The 14,999-nt window shown below is 57.0% G+C and carries 11 protein-coding genes and 1 pseudogene; 11 read left to right on the top strand and 1 reads right to left on the bottom strand.

Going from position 1 to position 14,999, the window contains the following annotated elements; translation table 11 throughout:
* Positions 1 to 1,204 precede the first annotated feature (1,204 nt).
* Complete coding sequence (locus ASF29_RS11005; protein WP_062450741.1) at positions 1,205 to 1,918, bottom strand: IclR family transcriptional regulator; 714 nt, start codon at positions 1,916 to 1,918, stop codon at positions 1,205 to 1,207.
* A gap of 115 nt (positions 1,919 to 2,033) precedes the next feature.
* Here ASF29_RS11005 and ASF29_RS11010 point away from each other — a divergent pair, with 115 nt between their 5' ends.
* The 11 genes and pseudogenes from ASF29_RS11010 to ASF29_RS11065 all read left to right on the top strand — a co-directional run.
* Positions 2,034 to 3,512, top strand: coding sequence for an aldehyde dehydrogenase (locus ASF29_RS11010; protein WP_062450742.1), 1,479 nt, complete (start codon positions 2,034 to 2,036; stop codon positions 3,510 to 3,512).
* A 7-nt stretch (positions 3,513 to 3,519) separates the two neighbouring features.
* Positions 3,520 to 4,344 carry a citryl-CoA lyase gene (locus ASF29_RS11015; RefSeq protein ID WP_082453465.1) on the top strand — a complete coding sequence of 275 codons (825 nt, stop codon included), beginning with the start codon at positions 3,520 to 3,522 and terminating at the stop codon, positions 4,342 to 4,344.
* Positions 4,341 to 5,552, top strand: a complete 1,212-nt coding sequence (locus tag ASF29_RS11020; RefSeq protein WP_062450744.1) for a CaiB/BaiF CoA-transferase family protein — start codon at positions 4,341 to 4,343, stop codon at positions 5,550 to 5,552. The genes ASF29_RS11015 and ASF29_RS11020 overlap by 4 nt, the downstream gene beginning before the upstream one ends.
* Before the next feature lie 35 nt (positions 5,553 to 5,587).
* Complete coding sequence (locus ASF29_RS11025; protein WP_062450745.1) at positions 5,588 to 7,048, top strand: FAD-dependent oxidoreductase; 1,461 nt, start codon at positions 5,588 to 5,590, stop codon at positions 7,046 to 7,048.
* Between the two features lie 24 nt (positions 7,049 to 7,072).
* Entirely contained in the window at positions 7,073 to 8,287 is a 1,215-nt protein-coding gene (locus tag ASF29_RS11030) for an ABC transporter substrate-binding protein (protein ID WP_062450746.1), read from the top strand.
* Positions 8,288 to 8,345: 58 nt separating this feature from the next.
* Positions 8,346 to 10,931 carry an aconitate hydratase AcnA gene (gene acnA / locus ASF29_RS11035; RefSeq protein WP_162237896.1) on the top strand — a complete coding sequence of 862 codons (2,586 nt, stop codon included), beginning with the start codon at positions 8,346 to 8,348 and terminating at the stop codon, positions 10,929 to 10,931.
* Entirely contained in the window at positions 10,928 to 11,689 is a 762-nt protein-coding gene (locus tag ASF29_RS11040) for an ABC transporter ATP-binding protein (RefSeq protein WP_062450748.1), read from the top strand. Before acnA ends, ASF29_RS11040 begins: the two co-directional genes overlap by 4 nt.
* Positions 11,682 to 12,389, top strand: a complete 708-nt coding sequence (locus ASF29_RS11045) for an ABC transporter ATP-binding protein (protein WP_200925533.1) — start codon at positions 11,682 to 11,684, stop codon at positions 12,387 to 12,389. Before ASF29_RS11040 ends, ASF29_RS11045 begins: the two co-directional genes overlap by 8 nt.
* 19 nt (positions 12,390 to 12,408) lie before the next feature.
* Positions 12,409 to 13,296: a branched-chain amino acid ABC transporter permease gene (locus tag ASF29_RS11050; RefSeq protein WP_062450750.1), complete on the top strand. Its 888-nt coding sequence runs from the start codon at positions 12,409 to 12,411 to the stop codon at positions 13,294 to 13,296.
* A 2-nt stretch (positions 13,297 to 13,298) separates the two neighbouring features.
* On the top strand, positions 13,299 to 14,249 hold the full coding sequence (locus ASF29_RS11055; protein ID WP_062450751.1) for a branched-chain amino acid ABC transporter permease: 951 nt from the start codon (positions 13,299 to 13,301) through the stop codon (positions 14,247 to 14,249).
* 540 nt (positions 14,250 to 14,789) lie between these two features.
* Positions 14,790 to 14,999: pseudogene (locus ASF29_RS11065) on the top strand (electron transfer flavoprotein subunit beta/FixA family protein); the annotation flags it as partial.

The following is a 14,999-nucleotide window of genomic DNA, read 5'->3' on the forward strand; positions in this document are numbered from 1 at the left end:
CGGTAAGTTGTTGATGCGTATGAATTATTTCGTATTTCTGGGAAAAATCGCGGTCTGACGACCCACAAAGCAACCGTTTTACAAACCATCTGCTCGGCCGAGGCAATCTTCGCGATTAAAGCACTAAGACATTAAATCGCCCCGCCGTCACCCCGAAGATATAGATTTAGTCGGGCAGGTCGATTGGCCCGTTCAGATCGACCATGCCATTTATAATGGGTTCGGCTTTTGCGGCGTGAACGCTAGCATGATTTTTAGAAGATTTAACCGAGCGAGAAGCCGATGGCCAAGGAAGTCCATTTTCTTTCCAGGAATCGAACGAGATCCATCGGACTGCTTCTAAAAAATTGCAGATCCTCTCTCTAACTTCAGCGCGATGTTGAATGCGCAATGCTGGAAGGGCGGCTCTTGTTCAGCCCAGACCCGTAAGTTTAGAATGACCGAAGAGCCTGCACGGTATGAAAGATGCAAACGATGTTGAGGATGGAAGAACTCTGATGTAGATGCGCAACCGGTGTGCCAATCAAATCTCTCTCTATGATCTCCCGAACTTGTTCTTCGTCGTGACTGTAAAGAATGACTATACTCTTCACTTCGCGAACTTTCTCGCCTTCAGCACTTCCGCGCACGGACTGTCTTTCATCCGAAAGAAGAAAGGTATCCTTGGCGAACCGACGTCGAAAACCTGACTTTTCTTCGTCTTGATCACCAGATGAATGTCATTTGAGGTGAGCGTCACACCGTCCACATCCAGAGTCGTCCCTGTTTATGTCACGCGTTACCATTTTGCGATGAGACAAGCACAAGCGACCTACAAACACAGAATCCCGGCGGTTCAAGGCGTGAGTGGAGAACTCCCAGTGGTCGAGCTTGCCGCGTTGCGACGGATCGCCTGCCGTTATCAGTCAGTGTCCAAATACGTGCCGTAACATTGCACAGGGCGTTACGGCGTCAATGGTGCCGTTGTAAATTGGCTGAATCGCATTGGATACGCATCGTATGCCGCACGTGTCGACACATTACTCAGGATCGCATAGGCATATCTATAAGGGTGAGCTGCATCAATCGCCGACAGCAGCCATCCGCGAATACCTCGGTCGTCCATTCTACTTATCTTCGCGTGATAAGCGTTCTTAATCTTCTCAAAAGACGCGTCCGATGGTACTCCAAGTATCTCGTACAAATGCAAGATGATCTCCTCCTATCAGCATCCGATATAGATACTGCTGCCTAGCGATCTCGAGAGATCGGAGGCACATTTTTGAAGGGCTCGTTTGTGCGTTTCGACCCGTTGAGCAGAAAATCTCGAAAGTGGTCCGGAGATACTTATTGCACCCAGCAGTTCATCATCCATCCCGAAAACCGGGGCTGCTATAGCCGCCGTATCTGCGTCGCGCTCTCCATAGGACTCGTGAGGCATCTTTTTTAATAGTACCCCAATCTCCTCGGCGGCCTTTCCGAGGCAGTCGCTCAGAACATGGCCAGCCGCACCCTTGTTGAGAGCGAGCAGATCGCCTTCGCGGATATGGTCTCTGATCGGATGCTGGGAATCTTCACGATACAGGCAAACGCGGTGGTTTCCCTCCTGAAGAAAAAATGAAGCACTTTCGCCTGTCTGTTCAACCAGGCTAATGAGAACCGGTCTTATGCGGTCTTCAAGTTTGAACTGCCCCGAATAGAGCGAGCCAAGCCGCATCAGTTCCGCGCCCAGAGTGTAGCCGCGACCGTCGGAGCGGATCAGAAAGCCAGCCTTTTCAAGGGACTCGATCAGTCTCAATGCCGTGCTCTTGTAGAGGTCCGTACGGCTGGCGATCTCCGTCAGCGTCAGCTTGCCGTCCTTCGCGTTGAAGCAGCTAAGGATCGACAAGGCTCTGTCCACCGCGTCTACGCCGCCGCTTTTCGGCTTTTCTTCTTTCACGTGTTCACCTCCGGCAATCCTATCGCAGGAATCCATCTTGACAAAGACCGCTTAACATAGTTTGTTCTATTTGAAAGAACATCGTTCTGTCAAGTAGAACTTTTGGGAGTGAGCTATGCAGCGGTATCAGCATTTCATCGGTGGCGAATGGGTGGAGCCTTCCTCCGGTGAATGGTTTGAGACGACCGAACCCTTTTCAGGTCATGCCTGGGCTGAAATTGCCAAGGGCAATGAGCGTGATGCCAATCGCGCGGTTGAAGTGGCCCATGAGGCATTCCTGTCTCCTGAATGGAGTTCGCTGACGGCAACGCAGCGCGGAGCGCTGATGCGCAAGCTCGCGGGTCTCATCGAGGCCAATGTCGAGCGTCTGGGCATGATCGAGCAGCGTGACAACGGCAAGTTGATTGCCGAAGTGGCGGGTCAGGTGCGCAATGTGGCGCAGTGGTTCTATTATTACGCCGGTCTGGCAGACAAGATCGGCGGCGAAGTTGTGCCGATCAACAAAGCAGATGTCTTCAACTATACGAAATACGAGCCTCTCGGCGTTGTCGTGGCGATCACGCCGTGGAACTCGCCGCTTGCGCTGACCACCTGGAAGATGGCCCCCGCGCTTGCCGCAGGCAACACCATTGTCATCAAGCCGTCCGAATATACCTCCGCCTCCATTCTGGAGCTTGCAAAGCTCGCACATGAAGCCGGTTTTCCGAAGGGCGTGGTCAACGTCGTCACCGGCTTCGGTCAGGATGTCGGCGAGCCGCTGGTTCGTCATCCGCTCACAGCCAAGGTGGCCTTTACCGGCGGTGATATCGGTGGCCAGAAGGTCAATGAGGCCGCTGCTTCCGGCCTGAAGAAGGTGACACTGGAGCTGGGTGGAAAGTCGCCGAACATCGTCTTCGATGACGCGGATATCGAGCAGGCGCTGAAGGGCGCTGTCGCAGGCATTTTTGGTGCGTCTGGCCAGACATGCATGGCGGGATCGCGACTGCTTTTGCAGGATGGTATTCACGACGAATTCGTGGAAAAACTCAAGGCGATCGTCGAAACCGCCAAAATCGGCGATCCCTCGCTTTACGAAACCCAGATTGGTCCGATCGCCACCCGTGCGCAGCATGAAAAAATCCTGCGCATGATCGAGATGGGCAAGCAAGAAGGCGCCAATCTCGTGTGCGGCGGCAAGGCCCTCTCCGGCCCCGAATTCGGGCAGGGACAGTTCGTGGAGCCGACGATTTTCACTGGCGTTCGCAACGACATGAAGATCGCCCAGCAGGAAGTCTTCGGCCCCGTCGTCTCCGTCATTCGCTTTCGTGATGCGGAAGAGGCAGTGAAGATTGCCAATGATATCGATTTCGGCCTGGCCGCAGGCGTCTGGACAAGAGATTTGCACCGCGCCTTCTACTGTGTCGATCGCATTCGCGCAGGCACCGTCTGGGTCAACAACTACCGGTCCACCAGCTTTACGACACCGTTTGGCGGATACAAACGCAGCGGCATCGGCCGCGAGGGTGGCGTCGAGGCCATGAAGGAATATTTGCAGACGAAGAGCGTCTGGATCACCACGGATCCGAACCGTGCCAACCCCTTCGTGCTGGGTTGATATGGCCATGGACAATCGCATCGACGACGCTATCGCCTGGTGGAAAACCGGCATTATCGACATTGCACCCGGCAAGATCGACATTCGCGGACGGCCAATTGCCGAACTGATTGGGACCATCTCGTTTAGCCAGATGATCTGGCTGATGCTACGCGCCGAAATGCCCACGCCGCAACAGGCGGCGCTCCTTGAGGCCGCACTCGTGGCGTCCGTGGATCACGGCCCACAGGCACCGTCGATTGCGGTTGCGCGTATGGCGGCGACATGCGGCGTTGGCCTTAACAACGCAGTCGCGTCAGCAGTGAATGTGCTCGGCGATGTGCATGGCGGCGCGGGTCAGGATTGTCTGTCGCTCTATCAGGCCATTGCAGCCCGGATCGATGGCGGGGAAACGCTTGGCGATGCGCTTTCAACGGAGGTCGGTGGACGTCTCGGCAAAAAAGAGCACATCCCAGGCTTCGGGCATCGGTTCCATCCGATCGATCCGCGCGCGCCGGTGCTTCTTAAGCTTGTCGAAGACGCGAAGGCAGCCGGGGTGGTGTCAGGGCGCTTTGCGGAGATTGGTATGGCTGTCGAGACCTTCATCTCGCAAACCAAGGGTCGCACTGTGCCGATGAATATCGATGGCGCAACGGCGATCATCTTTGGTGAACTCGGCTTTGCGGCGCCGTTGGCGCGGGGGCTTTTCATCCTGTCGCGCAGCGTGGGCATTCTGGCTCATGCCTGGGAACAGACGCAGCAGGGCGGTCGCATCAAAGGCCCCATGCCGCCGTCCATCCCTTTCACCTACACCGGACCCGCCACTGTCTCGAAAACCGGGGGTGAGACATGAGCAAGTCCTCCCTCCCTCTCGCCGGTCTTCGGGTTCTCGATTTCGGACACACAGTCATGGGGCCGTCCTGCACCATGATCCTGGCGGACCTGGGTGCCGATGTCGTCAAGATAGAGCCAGGCCCCAATGGCGAGCCGACGCGGTTCCTCAAAGGGTTCGGAACCGGCTATTTCGGTTACTTCAACCGCAACAAGCGTTCCATCATTCTCGATCTCAAGTCGGAACAGGGCCAGGACGTTGCCCACCGCATGATTGCGGAAGCGGATGTGCTGGTGGAAAATTTTGCGCCCGGAACCATGAGCCGTCTGGGTATCGGCCCGGAAATCCTCTCGCGCTACCCAAAGCTCATCTATGCCAGCCTCAAGGGCTTTCTCGATGGCCCCTATTCCAGCCGTCTGGCGCTGGATGAAGTGGTGCAGATGATGGGTGGTCTCGCCTATATGACCGGCCCTTCGGGACGGCCTCTGCGGGCCGGAACCTCCGTGGTCGATATCACCGGCGGCATGTTTGCGGCGATTGCCATTCTCATTGCACTTCGCGACCGGGACGCAACAGGCAAGGGCCGACTGGTCGAATCCGCCCTGTTCGAATCCACCGTATTCCTGATGGGGCAGCATCTGAGCTACTCCGCACAGTCGTCGGAGCCCGTGCCGCCGATGCCCGAGCGTGTGTCTGCCTGGGCGGTCTATGAATTGTTCAGGCTCTCCGATGACCGCCAGCTTTTCGTCGGAATCACCACGGACAGCCACTGGCATCGCTTCTGCATCGCATTCAACCGGCCCGATCTTGCCGCAGACACCACTCTCGACACCAATAATAAACGTATCGAGAACCGCGCGCGACTGATCCCGATCATCACGCAAATCTTTGCGGAACTGATGATGGATGAGGCCATCGCGCGTTGCGAGGAAGCGCGTATTCCGTTTGCGCCGATTGCGCGGCCGGAAGACCTGTTCACCGACCCGCATCTGGAGGCAACGGGAGCGTTGATGCAGACCACCTTGCCGAATGGGGTGTCCACCAAGCTGCCGAAGCTCCCGATCACCCTTTCGGGTATCGACTTCTCCATTCGCCGCGACCCGCCACTGGCAGGTGAGCACTCGGCGGAAATCCTTCAGGAACTTGGTTACGAGGAGGCCGAGATCCTGAACATCGTGGGCGGGAGTGCCGTTGCCGGTCATGCACCGGCAGCACCAAAGACTGCCTGACTTTACACATACAAGTTTACGACCGGGAGGTTTTTATGTCGTCATCTAACAATTCCGCCGATGTCATTGTCATCGGCTGCGGTATCGCGGGTCTGAGTGCGGCTGTTTCTGCGCTGGAAAGCGGCCAGCGCGTCATTCTGCTGGAGCGCGCGCCGGAAGAGGAATACGGCGGCAATACCCGCTGGACCGAGGCCTATATGCGCATGAAAAACGACAGCGAGATCTCCGATGATTTCGAGGATCATTTCGCGTCCAATGCAGGCCTCAATATCGATCCCGCTTTGTTGAGTGAGCTGACCGGCTCCTACGATAGCTGGCCGCCTGCGCTGAAATCACACACGCTGCCGGACCCTGAAGTGATTTCGACCTTTGCAGAGAAAGTGCCTTCCACCATCGCCTGGCTCAAGGGCTTCGGACTCAAATTCGGGCCGCAGCCGATCTACCTGCTAACGCAGAACACCAGCCGCATTGCTGCCCAAGGCGGTGGTCTGGCGCTGATCGAGCGGCTGATGGCGGAAGCCAAGTCGCTGAAAGCGGATATCCGCTTCAGAACGACGGCTGTCGCCTTGCGCTGGACCGAGACTGGTCGCGTTGCTGGCATCTCTGTCATCGGTCCTGATCGTGAACGGTACGATCTGTCTGCACCGAACGTGATTTTTGCCTCTGGCGGTTTTCAGGGCAATCAGGAAATGATGACCCATTATATAGGTCAGAAGGCGAAGAATATTCGTCCCGTGGCGCGCGGCGGTTATTATAACCGTGGGGAAGGCATCAAGATGATGCTGGAAGCCGGTGCCGCACCTGCGGGCGAATTCGGCTCCTATCACGCCGAGCCGATTGACCCGCGTTCCCATCAAGCTGAGGCCGTAGTCTTCATCTATCCCTATGGCATTCTGGTCGATAAGCACGGCCAGCGTTTTCTCGATGAAGCGCCAGGCACCGTCGATGCCCACTACGACAATATCGGTCGCGCCATCGGTGACCAACCGGACGGCATTTCCTATGTGATCTTCGATGCCAAGGTCGAGGACATCCCGCGCTGGAAGACGTCGATCCGGTCTGATATCGCACCGTTCGAGGCCAATACGCTCGAAGAACTCTTTGCAAAGATCGGTCTGCCGCCGGAGACGAAGGCGACTGTAGACGCCTTCAACGCCGCCTGCCCATCGGAGGAGGGCGAGTTCACGCCTTTCGCCATCGATGGCCGGGCGACGCGCGATCTTGTGCCGCCCAAGTCCAACTGGTCGCGCCGCATTGAGAAAGGCCCGTTCAGAGCCTTTCCCATCATTTCGTCCAACTGCTTCACCTTCGGCGGCGTGAAAGTCACGCCGGATGCGCAGGTGGTGGATCAGGACGGAAAGCTCATCCCCGGCCTTTATGCGGCGGGTGAAACGATGGGCATTTATCATCAGGTTTATACCGGTTCCACCTCGGTTCTGCGGGGAGCGGTGTTCGGGAGGATTGCCGGGCTGCATACGGCTTCGGCTGCGAAATAAATTAACGGAGGAGGAGGAATGACAATGAAGAACTTCATGAAGGCAACGCTTATGGCGGGTGTCGCGGCAATTGCGGTGACCTCGAATGTCGCAGCTGCGGATTATAGCGACGGTGTGGTGAAAATCGGTGTGCTCACCGATCTTTCGGGCCAGCTGACGGATTCCACCGGCAAGGGCTCCATTCTTGCGGCGCAAATGGCGGCAGAGGATTTCGGTGCCATCGATGGTACCAAGGTCGAGGTCATTTCCGCCGATCACCAAAACAAGGCGGATATCGGTGCTGCGACCGCCCGCCAGTGGTACGATGTGGACAAGGTGGATGTCATCGTCGACATCCCCAATTCGGCGGTTGCCCTTGCCGTCCAGCAGATTACGAAGGACAAGAACAAGGTTGCCCTGTTTTCATCGCCTGCGTCGTCCGATCTGACCGGCAAGGCCTGCACGCCCAATGGTATTCACTGGACCTATGACACTTATGCTCTGGCCCATGTGACTGCCGAAGCGGTTGCTGCAAGCGGTGCAAAAAAGTGGTTCTTCCTGACATCGGATTACGCATTCGGCCACGCGCTGGAGCGTGATACGGCCAGCGTCGTAACCGCCAATGGCGGCCAGGTTGTCGGCAGCGTCAAGATGCCAGCAAACAGCTCCGACTATTCCTCGTTTTTGCTTCAGGCGCAGTCATCTGGTGCCGATGTTGTGGCGCTTGCCACTGCGGGTACGGATACGCAGAACGCTTTGAAACAGGCTGGCGAATTTGGTTTGACAGAGGCTGGCCAGAAAATGGCGGCACTTCTTCTGGCTGATACGGAGGTCAATGCACTCGGCCTCGATACCGCCAAGGGCGTCATGCTCACAGCGCCGTTCTACTGGGCGATGAACGATGAGACCAAAGCCTTCTCCAAGCGCTTTTTTGCCAAGCATAACGCCATGCCGACCTTTTATCAGGCCGGTGTCTACAGCGCGGTCTTCCACTACCTGAAAGCTGTGAAAGCCGGCCAGACGGACAAGTCGGAGACCGTGTTGAAAACCATGCGCGATACGCCGATCAACGACTTCATGACCAAGAATGGCAAGATCCGCGAAGACGGTCGTGTCATTCGCGACATGTATCTGTTCCAGGTGAAAACCCCTGCGGAATCGAAGGAGCCGTGGGACTACTACAATCTCGTCAGCACCGTGAGCGGGGACAGGGCAGCGCGTCCGCTGGCTGAATCCGAATGCCCGCTGGTAAAGAAGTAGAACGATCAGTGAATGCAGCACGCGTCATGGCGTGCTGCATCTCACGAGCGAGGCTGTCTTGAATACTCACCCCGTCAAACCTGCTCACTTGAAGTCCGTTACTGACGCGTCCGGCAAAAGCCTGCGCTGGGCATGCGTGGATAGTTTTGCCCGCAGCTTGGGCAAGGATCCGTCGGCTCTGCCGTTTTCGGCAATCATCATGCTGGAATCCATGCTGGTCGGAGCAGAACTCGGGCTGGTGGGGCCAGATTGTGCCGCCAATTTCCTGATGGAAACTGATGACGGCACCGATATCTTGTTTCCGGTGTCGCGCGTGCTCCTGCAGGATGCATCGGGGCTGCCGCTGCTCGTCGATCTCGCGGCACTTCGTCAGGCTGCCGTCTCACAGGGCAAGAACCCCTCCGAGGTCAGGCCATCCGTGCCGGTCGATCTGGTGATCGATCATTCCGTGCTTACGCAGAACTATGGCGAGGTCTCGTCGCTGGCTGCGAACCTCAAGGCTGAGTTCGCAGAGAATGACGAGCGTTATCGTTTCGTCAAATGGGCGCAGCAGAGCTTTGCCAATCTGTCCGTCGTGCAGCCAGGCAATGGCATCGTTCACCAGATCCATATGGAACACATCGCCTCCGTTGTCAGCGAACGGCTCGGCTTTCGGATATGCGATACGGTTGTCGGAACCGATAGCCACACGACAATGATCAACGGTCTCGGCATTGTCGGCTGGGGTGTCGGCGGTATTGAGGCGGAACAGCTTTTGCTCGATGAGCCGCTCGATCTCGTGCGGCCCGAATTCGTAAAGGTCGAGCTGACAGGACGTCCGCAATCGGGCGTCATGGCCGCCGATATCGCTTTGACGCTCACGGCATTTTTGCGCAAGGCTGGCATCGTCGGCAGCTATCTCGAATTTACCGGCGAGGGTGTGGACAATATCAGCGTTCCCGATCGCTGCACTCTTGCCAACATGGCGCCTGAATACGGGGCGACCCTGGCTTTCTTTCCCTGCGATCAGGCCGTTATCGATTACCTGAGAGACACCGGAAGAAGCGAAGACCACCTCAAGGACGTTATCGACCATTTGCAAAAGCAACGGCTATTCGGCTGGTCCTGCCGCCCAGGCGCTGTTTATAACCGAACTCTGCACTTCGATTTGAGCGCGGTTACGCTGCGTGTCGCAGGTCCATCGCGGCCTGATCAGCTTGTGAACGTGCCGTATCTGGCGAAATTGCATTGTCAAGACGGCGCAGCATGGGATCACTGCATTGCGCTTGCCGCCATAACCTCCTGCACCAATACCGCCAATCCGGCATCCATGGTGGCGGCGGGTCTCGTTGCGCGCAAGGCGCGGGCGCTGGGGCTTGCCATCAATCCGTCGATCAAGACGGTGCTTGCGCCTGGGTCGCACCGCATCGTGGGCTATCTCGAATCCTCCGGCCTCATGCAAGACCTTGCTGCGTTGGGCTTTCACATTGCCGCCTATGGCTGTGGCGTGTGTGTCGGAAATACGGGGGAACTGGGGCCCGGCGTTGAGGACAAGATCGCGGCAGATGGCGGTGCTGCGGTTGCTGTTCTCTCCGGTAACCGCAATTTCGAAGGCCGCATTCACCCGGCACTTCCCTCGGCCTATCTCATGAGCCCCGCACTTGTGGTGGCCTTTGCGCTGGCCGGGCGCGTCGATATGGACATTACCACAGATGTCATCGCCCATATCGATGGACGGGATGTGGTGTTTTCGGATCTCTGGCCCACCGCCGCCGAGATTTCCGATATTCTAGCCCAGTCCCAGCCGACATCGAGCACGATTGTGGAAACGCAGGCCTGGAGCGATCTTCCCGGGCAGACCGGCGACTGTTTCGAATGGGATCCCGCTTCCACCTATTTTATCAAGCCGCCGTTCTTCGGGCAGACCGGACATGACCGGCTGCCGCCGATCACGGCTGCGCGGCCTCTGCTGGTGCTGGGAGATGCCATCACCACAGATCACATCAGCCCCGTCGGGCCTATCGCCAAGACATCGGATGCAGCCCGCTTCCTGATTGATGCCGGTGTGCCACCGGAGCGGTTCAACACCTACGCGTCGCGACGTGGCAATCACGACATCATGGTTCGGGGCACATTCGCCAATACCCGCATCCGCAATTTTCTGACCCCTCAGTTGGAAGGGCCGGTGACGCGCCTCTTGCCGGGCGGAGAGGTCATGTCGATCTTCGAGGCGGCGCGTCGTTATGCTGCCGAAAACGTGCCGACGATTATCTTCGCAGGCGAGCGCTATGGCAGCGGAAGCGCACGTGACTGGGCCGCCAAGGGTACCGCCCTGCTGGGTGTCCGTGCGGTGATCGCCAGAAGCTTCGAGCGCATTCACCGCAGCAATCTCGTGATGATGGGGGTGCTGCCCGTCCAGCTTCGGAACCCGGCTGACTATGACGACGAGCTTATATCGCTCTTCGCAGGGTCAATGGACATCACCGTCGATATCGACAGGGTCGATACGAACGCGATCTGTCGACCGCAATGCGTCATTCGCATCATATGTGGTGGCGTGAGCCGGGAACTCGTGGCCGTCCTCAGAGCCGATACGCCCCGTGAAATAGAACTCCTTCGACAGGGCGGCTTCTTTGCCAAAGTCGTCAGAAAGCTTGCTGCATGAGTGATTTTATTTTGGAAACGCGTGGCCTGAGCAAGAGTTTCGGTGCCTTCAAGGCCGTCAATGGCGTGGATTTGTGCGTTCGAAAAGGCACGATTCATGCGCTCATCGGCCCCAATGGCGCGGGCAAAAGCACCGTGTTCAATCTTCTGACAAAATTTTTGAAGCCAAGCACCGGCAAAATTCTCTTCAATGGACGCGACATCACGCATCTCGACCCGTCCAGCATTGCGTTTCAAGGCATGGTTCGCTCGTTCCAGATATCGGCTGTGTTTCCGCAACTGACGGTCCGGCAAAATGTCCGCGTTGCGTTGCAGCGCAGCCTTGGCGTCAGCTTTCACTTCTGGCGCAGCAGCAAATGCCTGCGCCAGCTGGACGACCGGGCCGCCGAACTGATCGAATCCGTTAATCTCGGCGATTGGGCTGACCGGACCGCAGGTGAGCTGCCATACGGTCGCAAACGCGCTCTGGAAATCGCCACGACGTTGGCGCTGGACCCGGAACTGATCCTGCTCGACGAACCGCTCGCCGGAATGGGTCGCGAGGACATTGCGCGCACCGCAGACCTTATCAAGTCACTGGCGCAAACGAAAACGGTGATCATGGTTGAGCACAATCTTTCCGTGGTCGCCGATATCAGCGACCACATTACGGTCTTGCGTCAGGGAAGTGTCCTTGCAGAGGGCACCTATGACGAGGTCTCGCAAAACCGCGATGTCGTGGAGGCCTATATGGGAACGACGGGGGCGACACATGGCTGAGGACGCAATGCTGACCGTCAGCAATATCAATGCCTTTTATGGCGAAAGCCATATCCTTCACAATGTCAGCTTCGACATTCGCAAGGGCGAGGTCGTTACCCTTCTGGGGCGAAATGGTGCGGGCAAAACCACCAGCCTGCGCGCCATCATGGGTAATCTCAAGGGTACGACGGGATCGATACGGTTTGACGGCAATGAGCTGATCGGACGCAAAATCCATGAGATCCCCAAACTTGGCATCGGCTACGTTCCGGAAGAACGCGCCATTTTCGCAAGCCTGAACGTGCTGGAAAACCTGCTATTACCACCCGCCGTGGCTAAGGGTGGTATGTCGGTTGACGAGATTTATCAGCTTTTCCCCAATCTGAAAGGACGCGACAGGACGCAAGGCACGCGGCTTTCCGGTGGCGAGCAGCAGATGCTGGCGATTGCGCGTATCCTGCGAGCAGGCGCCCGTTTCATTCTGCTCGATGAACCGACAGAGGGCTTGGCCCCTGTCATCATCGAACAGATCGGCCATGCCATCCTAACGTTAAAAAATGCAGGATACACCATGATCCTCGTCGAGCAGAACTTTCGTTTCGCAACGACAATCGCCGACCGGCATTTCGTGATGGAGGAGGGACACGTCATCGATGAGCTGTCCGCCTCCGAAGTGCTGACCAATCCCGCCAAACTCGAACGTTATCTTGGGGTCTGACCCCGGGGAGGTACCGGCAATGCTCGATATTTTCAACATCCCGCCCCAGGCGCTTTTCGGCCAGCTATTGCTGGGCCTCATCAACGGTGCCTTCTATGCCTTGCTCAGTCTGGGTCTTGCTGTCATTTTCGGCATGTTGAACGTGGTCAACATGGTTCATGGTGCATTGTATATGCTGGGGGCCTTTGCCGCCTGGCTACTTCTACAATATCTCGGCATCAGTTACTGGGGCGCTCTCGTCATCGCGCCGCTTCTGGTGGGTCTGGTGGGGTTCCTCATCGAACGCACCATGTTGCAGCGCTTGGTGGATTCCGACCATCTTTATGGTCTTCTTCTCACCTTCGGTCTGGCGTGGATCATAGAGGGCGCGTTCCGCCATTATTTCGGTGGCTCGGGAAAGCCATATCCCATTCCTGTGTCGCTGACGGGCTCATACAATCTCGGTTTCATGTTCCTGCCGGTCTACAGAGCGTGGGTCATCCTGTTTTCCATCGTCGTGTGCCTCGGCACATGGCTGATGATCGAGCGCACGCGGTTGGGATCCTACCTGCGTGCGGCGACGGAAAACCCCACCATGGTTCGAAACTTCGGCATCAATGTTCCCCTGATGGTGTCGCTGACCTACGCTTTCGGGGCAGCCTTGGCGGGTGTCGCCGGGGTTCTCGCCGCACCCATTTACCAGGTATCGCCCGGCATGGGCGCCAATCTCATTATCGTGGTGTTCGCAGTCGTCGTCATTGGCGGCATGGGGTCGATTATCGGCTCCATCCTCACCGGCTTTGCGCTTGGCCTGCTGGAGGGGCTTACAAAAGTGGTCTACCCCGAAGCGTCTAATATGGTCATCTTCATCATCATGGTGCTCGTGCTTCTGATCAAGCCTGCCGGGCTGTTTGGGAAGGAGGTGTGATCATGACCGTCATCGACCATACTCACCGCCGTGACCGCTCCCGGCTGGCCAGCATCGGAATGCTCCTTGTCGTTCTGGCGCTCTGCGTCGCGCCATATGTATTCTATCCAGTCTTCCTGATGAAGATTCTCTGTTTTGCAATCTTTGCAATCGCCTTCAATCTGCTGCTCGGCTATGTCGGCCTTCTCAGCTTCGGCCACGCCGCGTTTTTTGGTGCAGCATCTTACGTTACCGCCCACAGTATCAAGGTCTGGGGTTTCTCCCCGGAGCTTGGCATTCTTGCCGGTGTGGCCTCAGCGCTCGTGCTCGGTACCTTGTTCGGCGTGCTGGCGATTCGCCGCAAGGGCATCTATTTCGCCATGATCACGTTGGCCTTCTCGCAGGCGATCTATTTCATCGCCTTGCAGGCACCCTTTACCGGTGGCGAAGACGGAATCCAGAGCGTGCCGCAGGGCATGCTGTTCGGACTGATCGATCTGAGCAAGACGCTCAATCTCTATTATGTGGTGCTGGTGATCTTTTTGCTCAGCATGATGTTCGTCTGGCGCGTCGTGCACTCGCCCTTTGGTGAAATACTGGTCGCTCTGAGAGAAAATTCCGTTCGTGTCACGTCGCTGGGTTACAGGCCTGATCGCTTCAAGCTGCTGGCCTTCATTCTTTCGGCAGGACTGGCAGGTCTTGCCGGGTCCACCAAAGCCATCGTTTTCCAGCTGGCTACCCTCACCGATGTGCAATGGCAGATGTCGGGCGAGGTGGTGCTCATGACTGTTCTCGGCGGCATGGGCACATTCTTGGGCCCCGTCGTCGGTGCGGCAATCGTCATCACACTCGAGAGCTATTTCGCCGGGGCAGGAATACCGGCTCCCGTGGCCATCGGCACCATCTTCGTGATCTGTGTTCTGATGTTCAAACGCGGCATTGTCGGTGAATTGCTGGCCAGGGTTAGAAAATAGGATCGGGTCGGCGCAATGCTTTACATGGTCGAATGCGATTATACCTACCCGCAATCCGAAAAGGCCTGGAACAGCTTCTACTCGGAGCAGAAGCTTCCGGCGCTGATCGCTGTTCCCGGATTTTTGACCTCGCAAAGGTTCATTCGGCTATCGGGGCCAGCGGCTCAATATCTGGCAATTCACAGCCTAACGGGAGCGGATGTGTTGCACAGCGATTCCTATCGCCTGAATGGCGGCGGTAATTTTGGAGCTTGGCAGGACCATATCGCAAGATGGAGCAGGCATGTGTTCGAAGGCGCTGCAACCATGCCTGATGTAAGATCGGATGAGGCTTTGCGTTTGAAACGGACCTCGTCACTGCGCCGTCCTCTTCATCGTCACTGGTTATCAGATGCGTAGAACTCGACAGCAAACCCGGTCTTTGCGGACTGAGCATTATACCGCGCTCGGCAGTATTCGAGGACAGCGAAAGTCCTTCCGTCACCTTTTACGCGCCGCTGACGGAACAACTTATAACAGCAGAGACAAAAGGCTAACAGAATGAGAATCCTCGTACCGGTAAAGCGAGTTGTCGATTACAACGTAAAAATCCGCGTGAAAGCGGATGGCACGGGCGTCGAACTTGCCAACGTCAAGATGTCGATGAACCCGTTCGACGAAATCTCCGTTGAGGAGGCTTTGCGCTTGAGAGAAGCTGGCAAGGCCGAAGAGGTTGTGGTCGTATCCATCGGCCCGGCAAAGGCGGAAGAA

Origin of the sequence: Rhizobium sp. Leaf262, assembly GCF_001422245.1 — a bacterium.
Lineage (GTDB): Bacteria > Pseudomonadota > Alphaproteobacteria > Rhizobiales > Rhizobiaceae > Agrobacterium.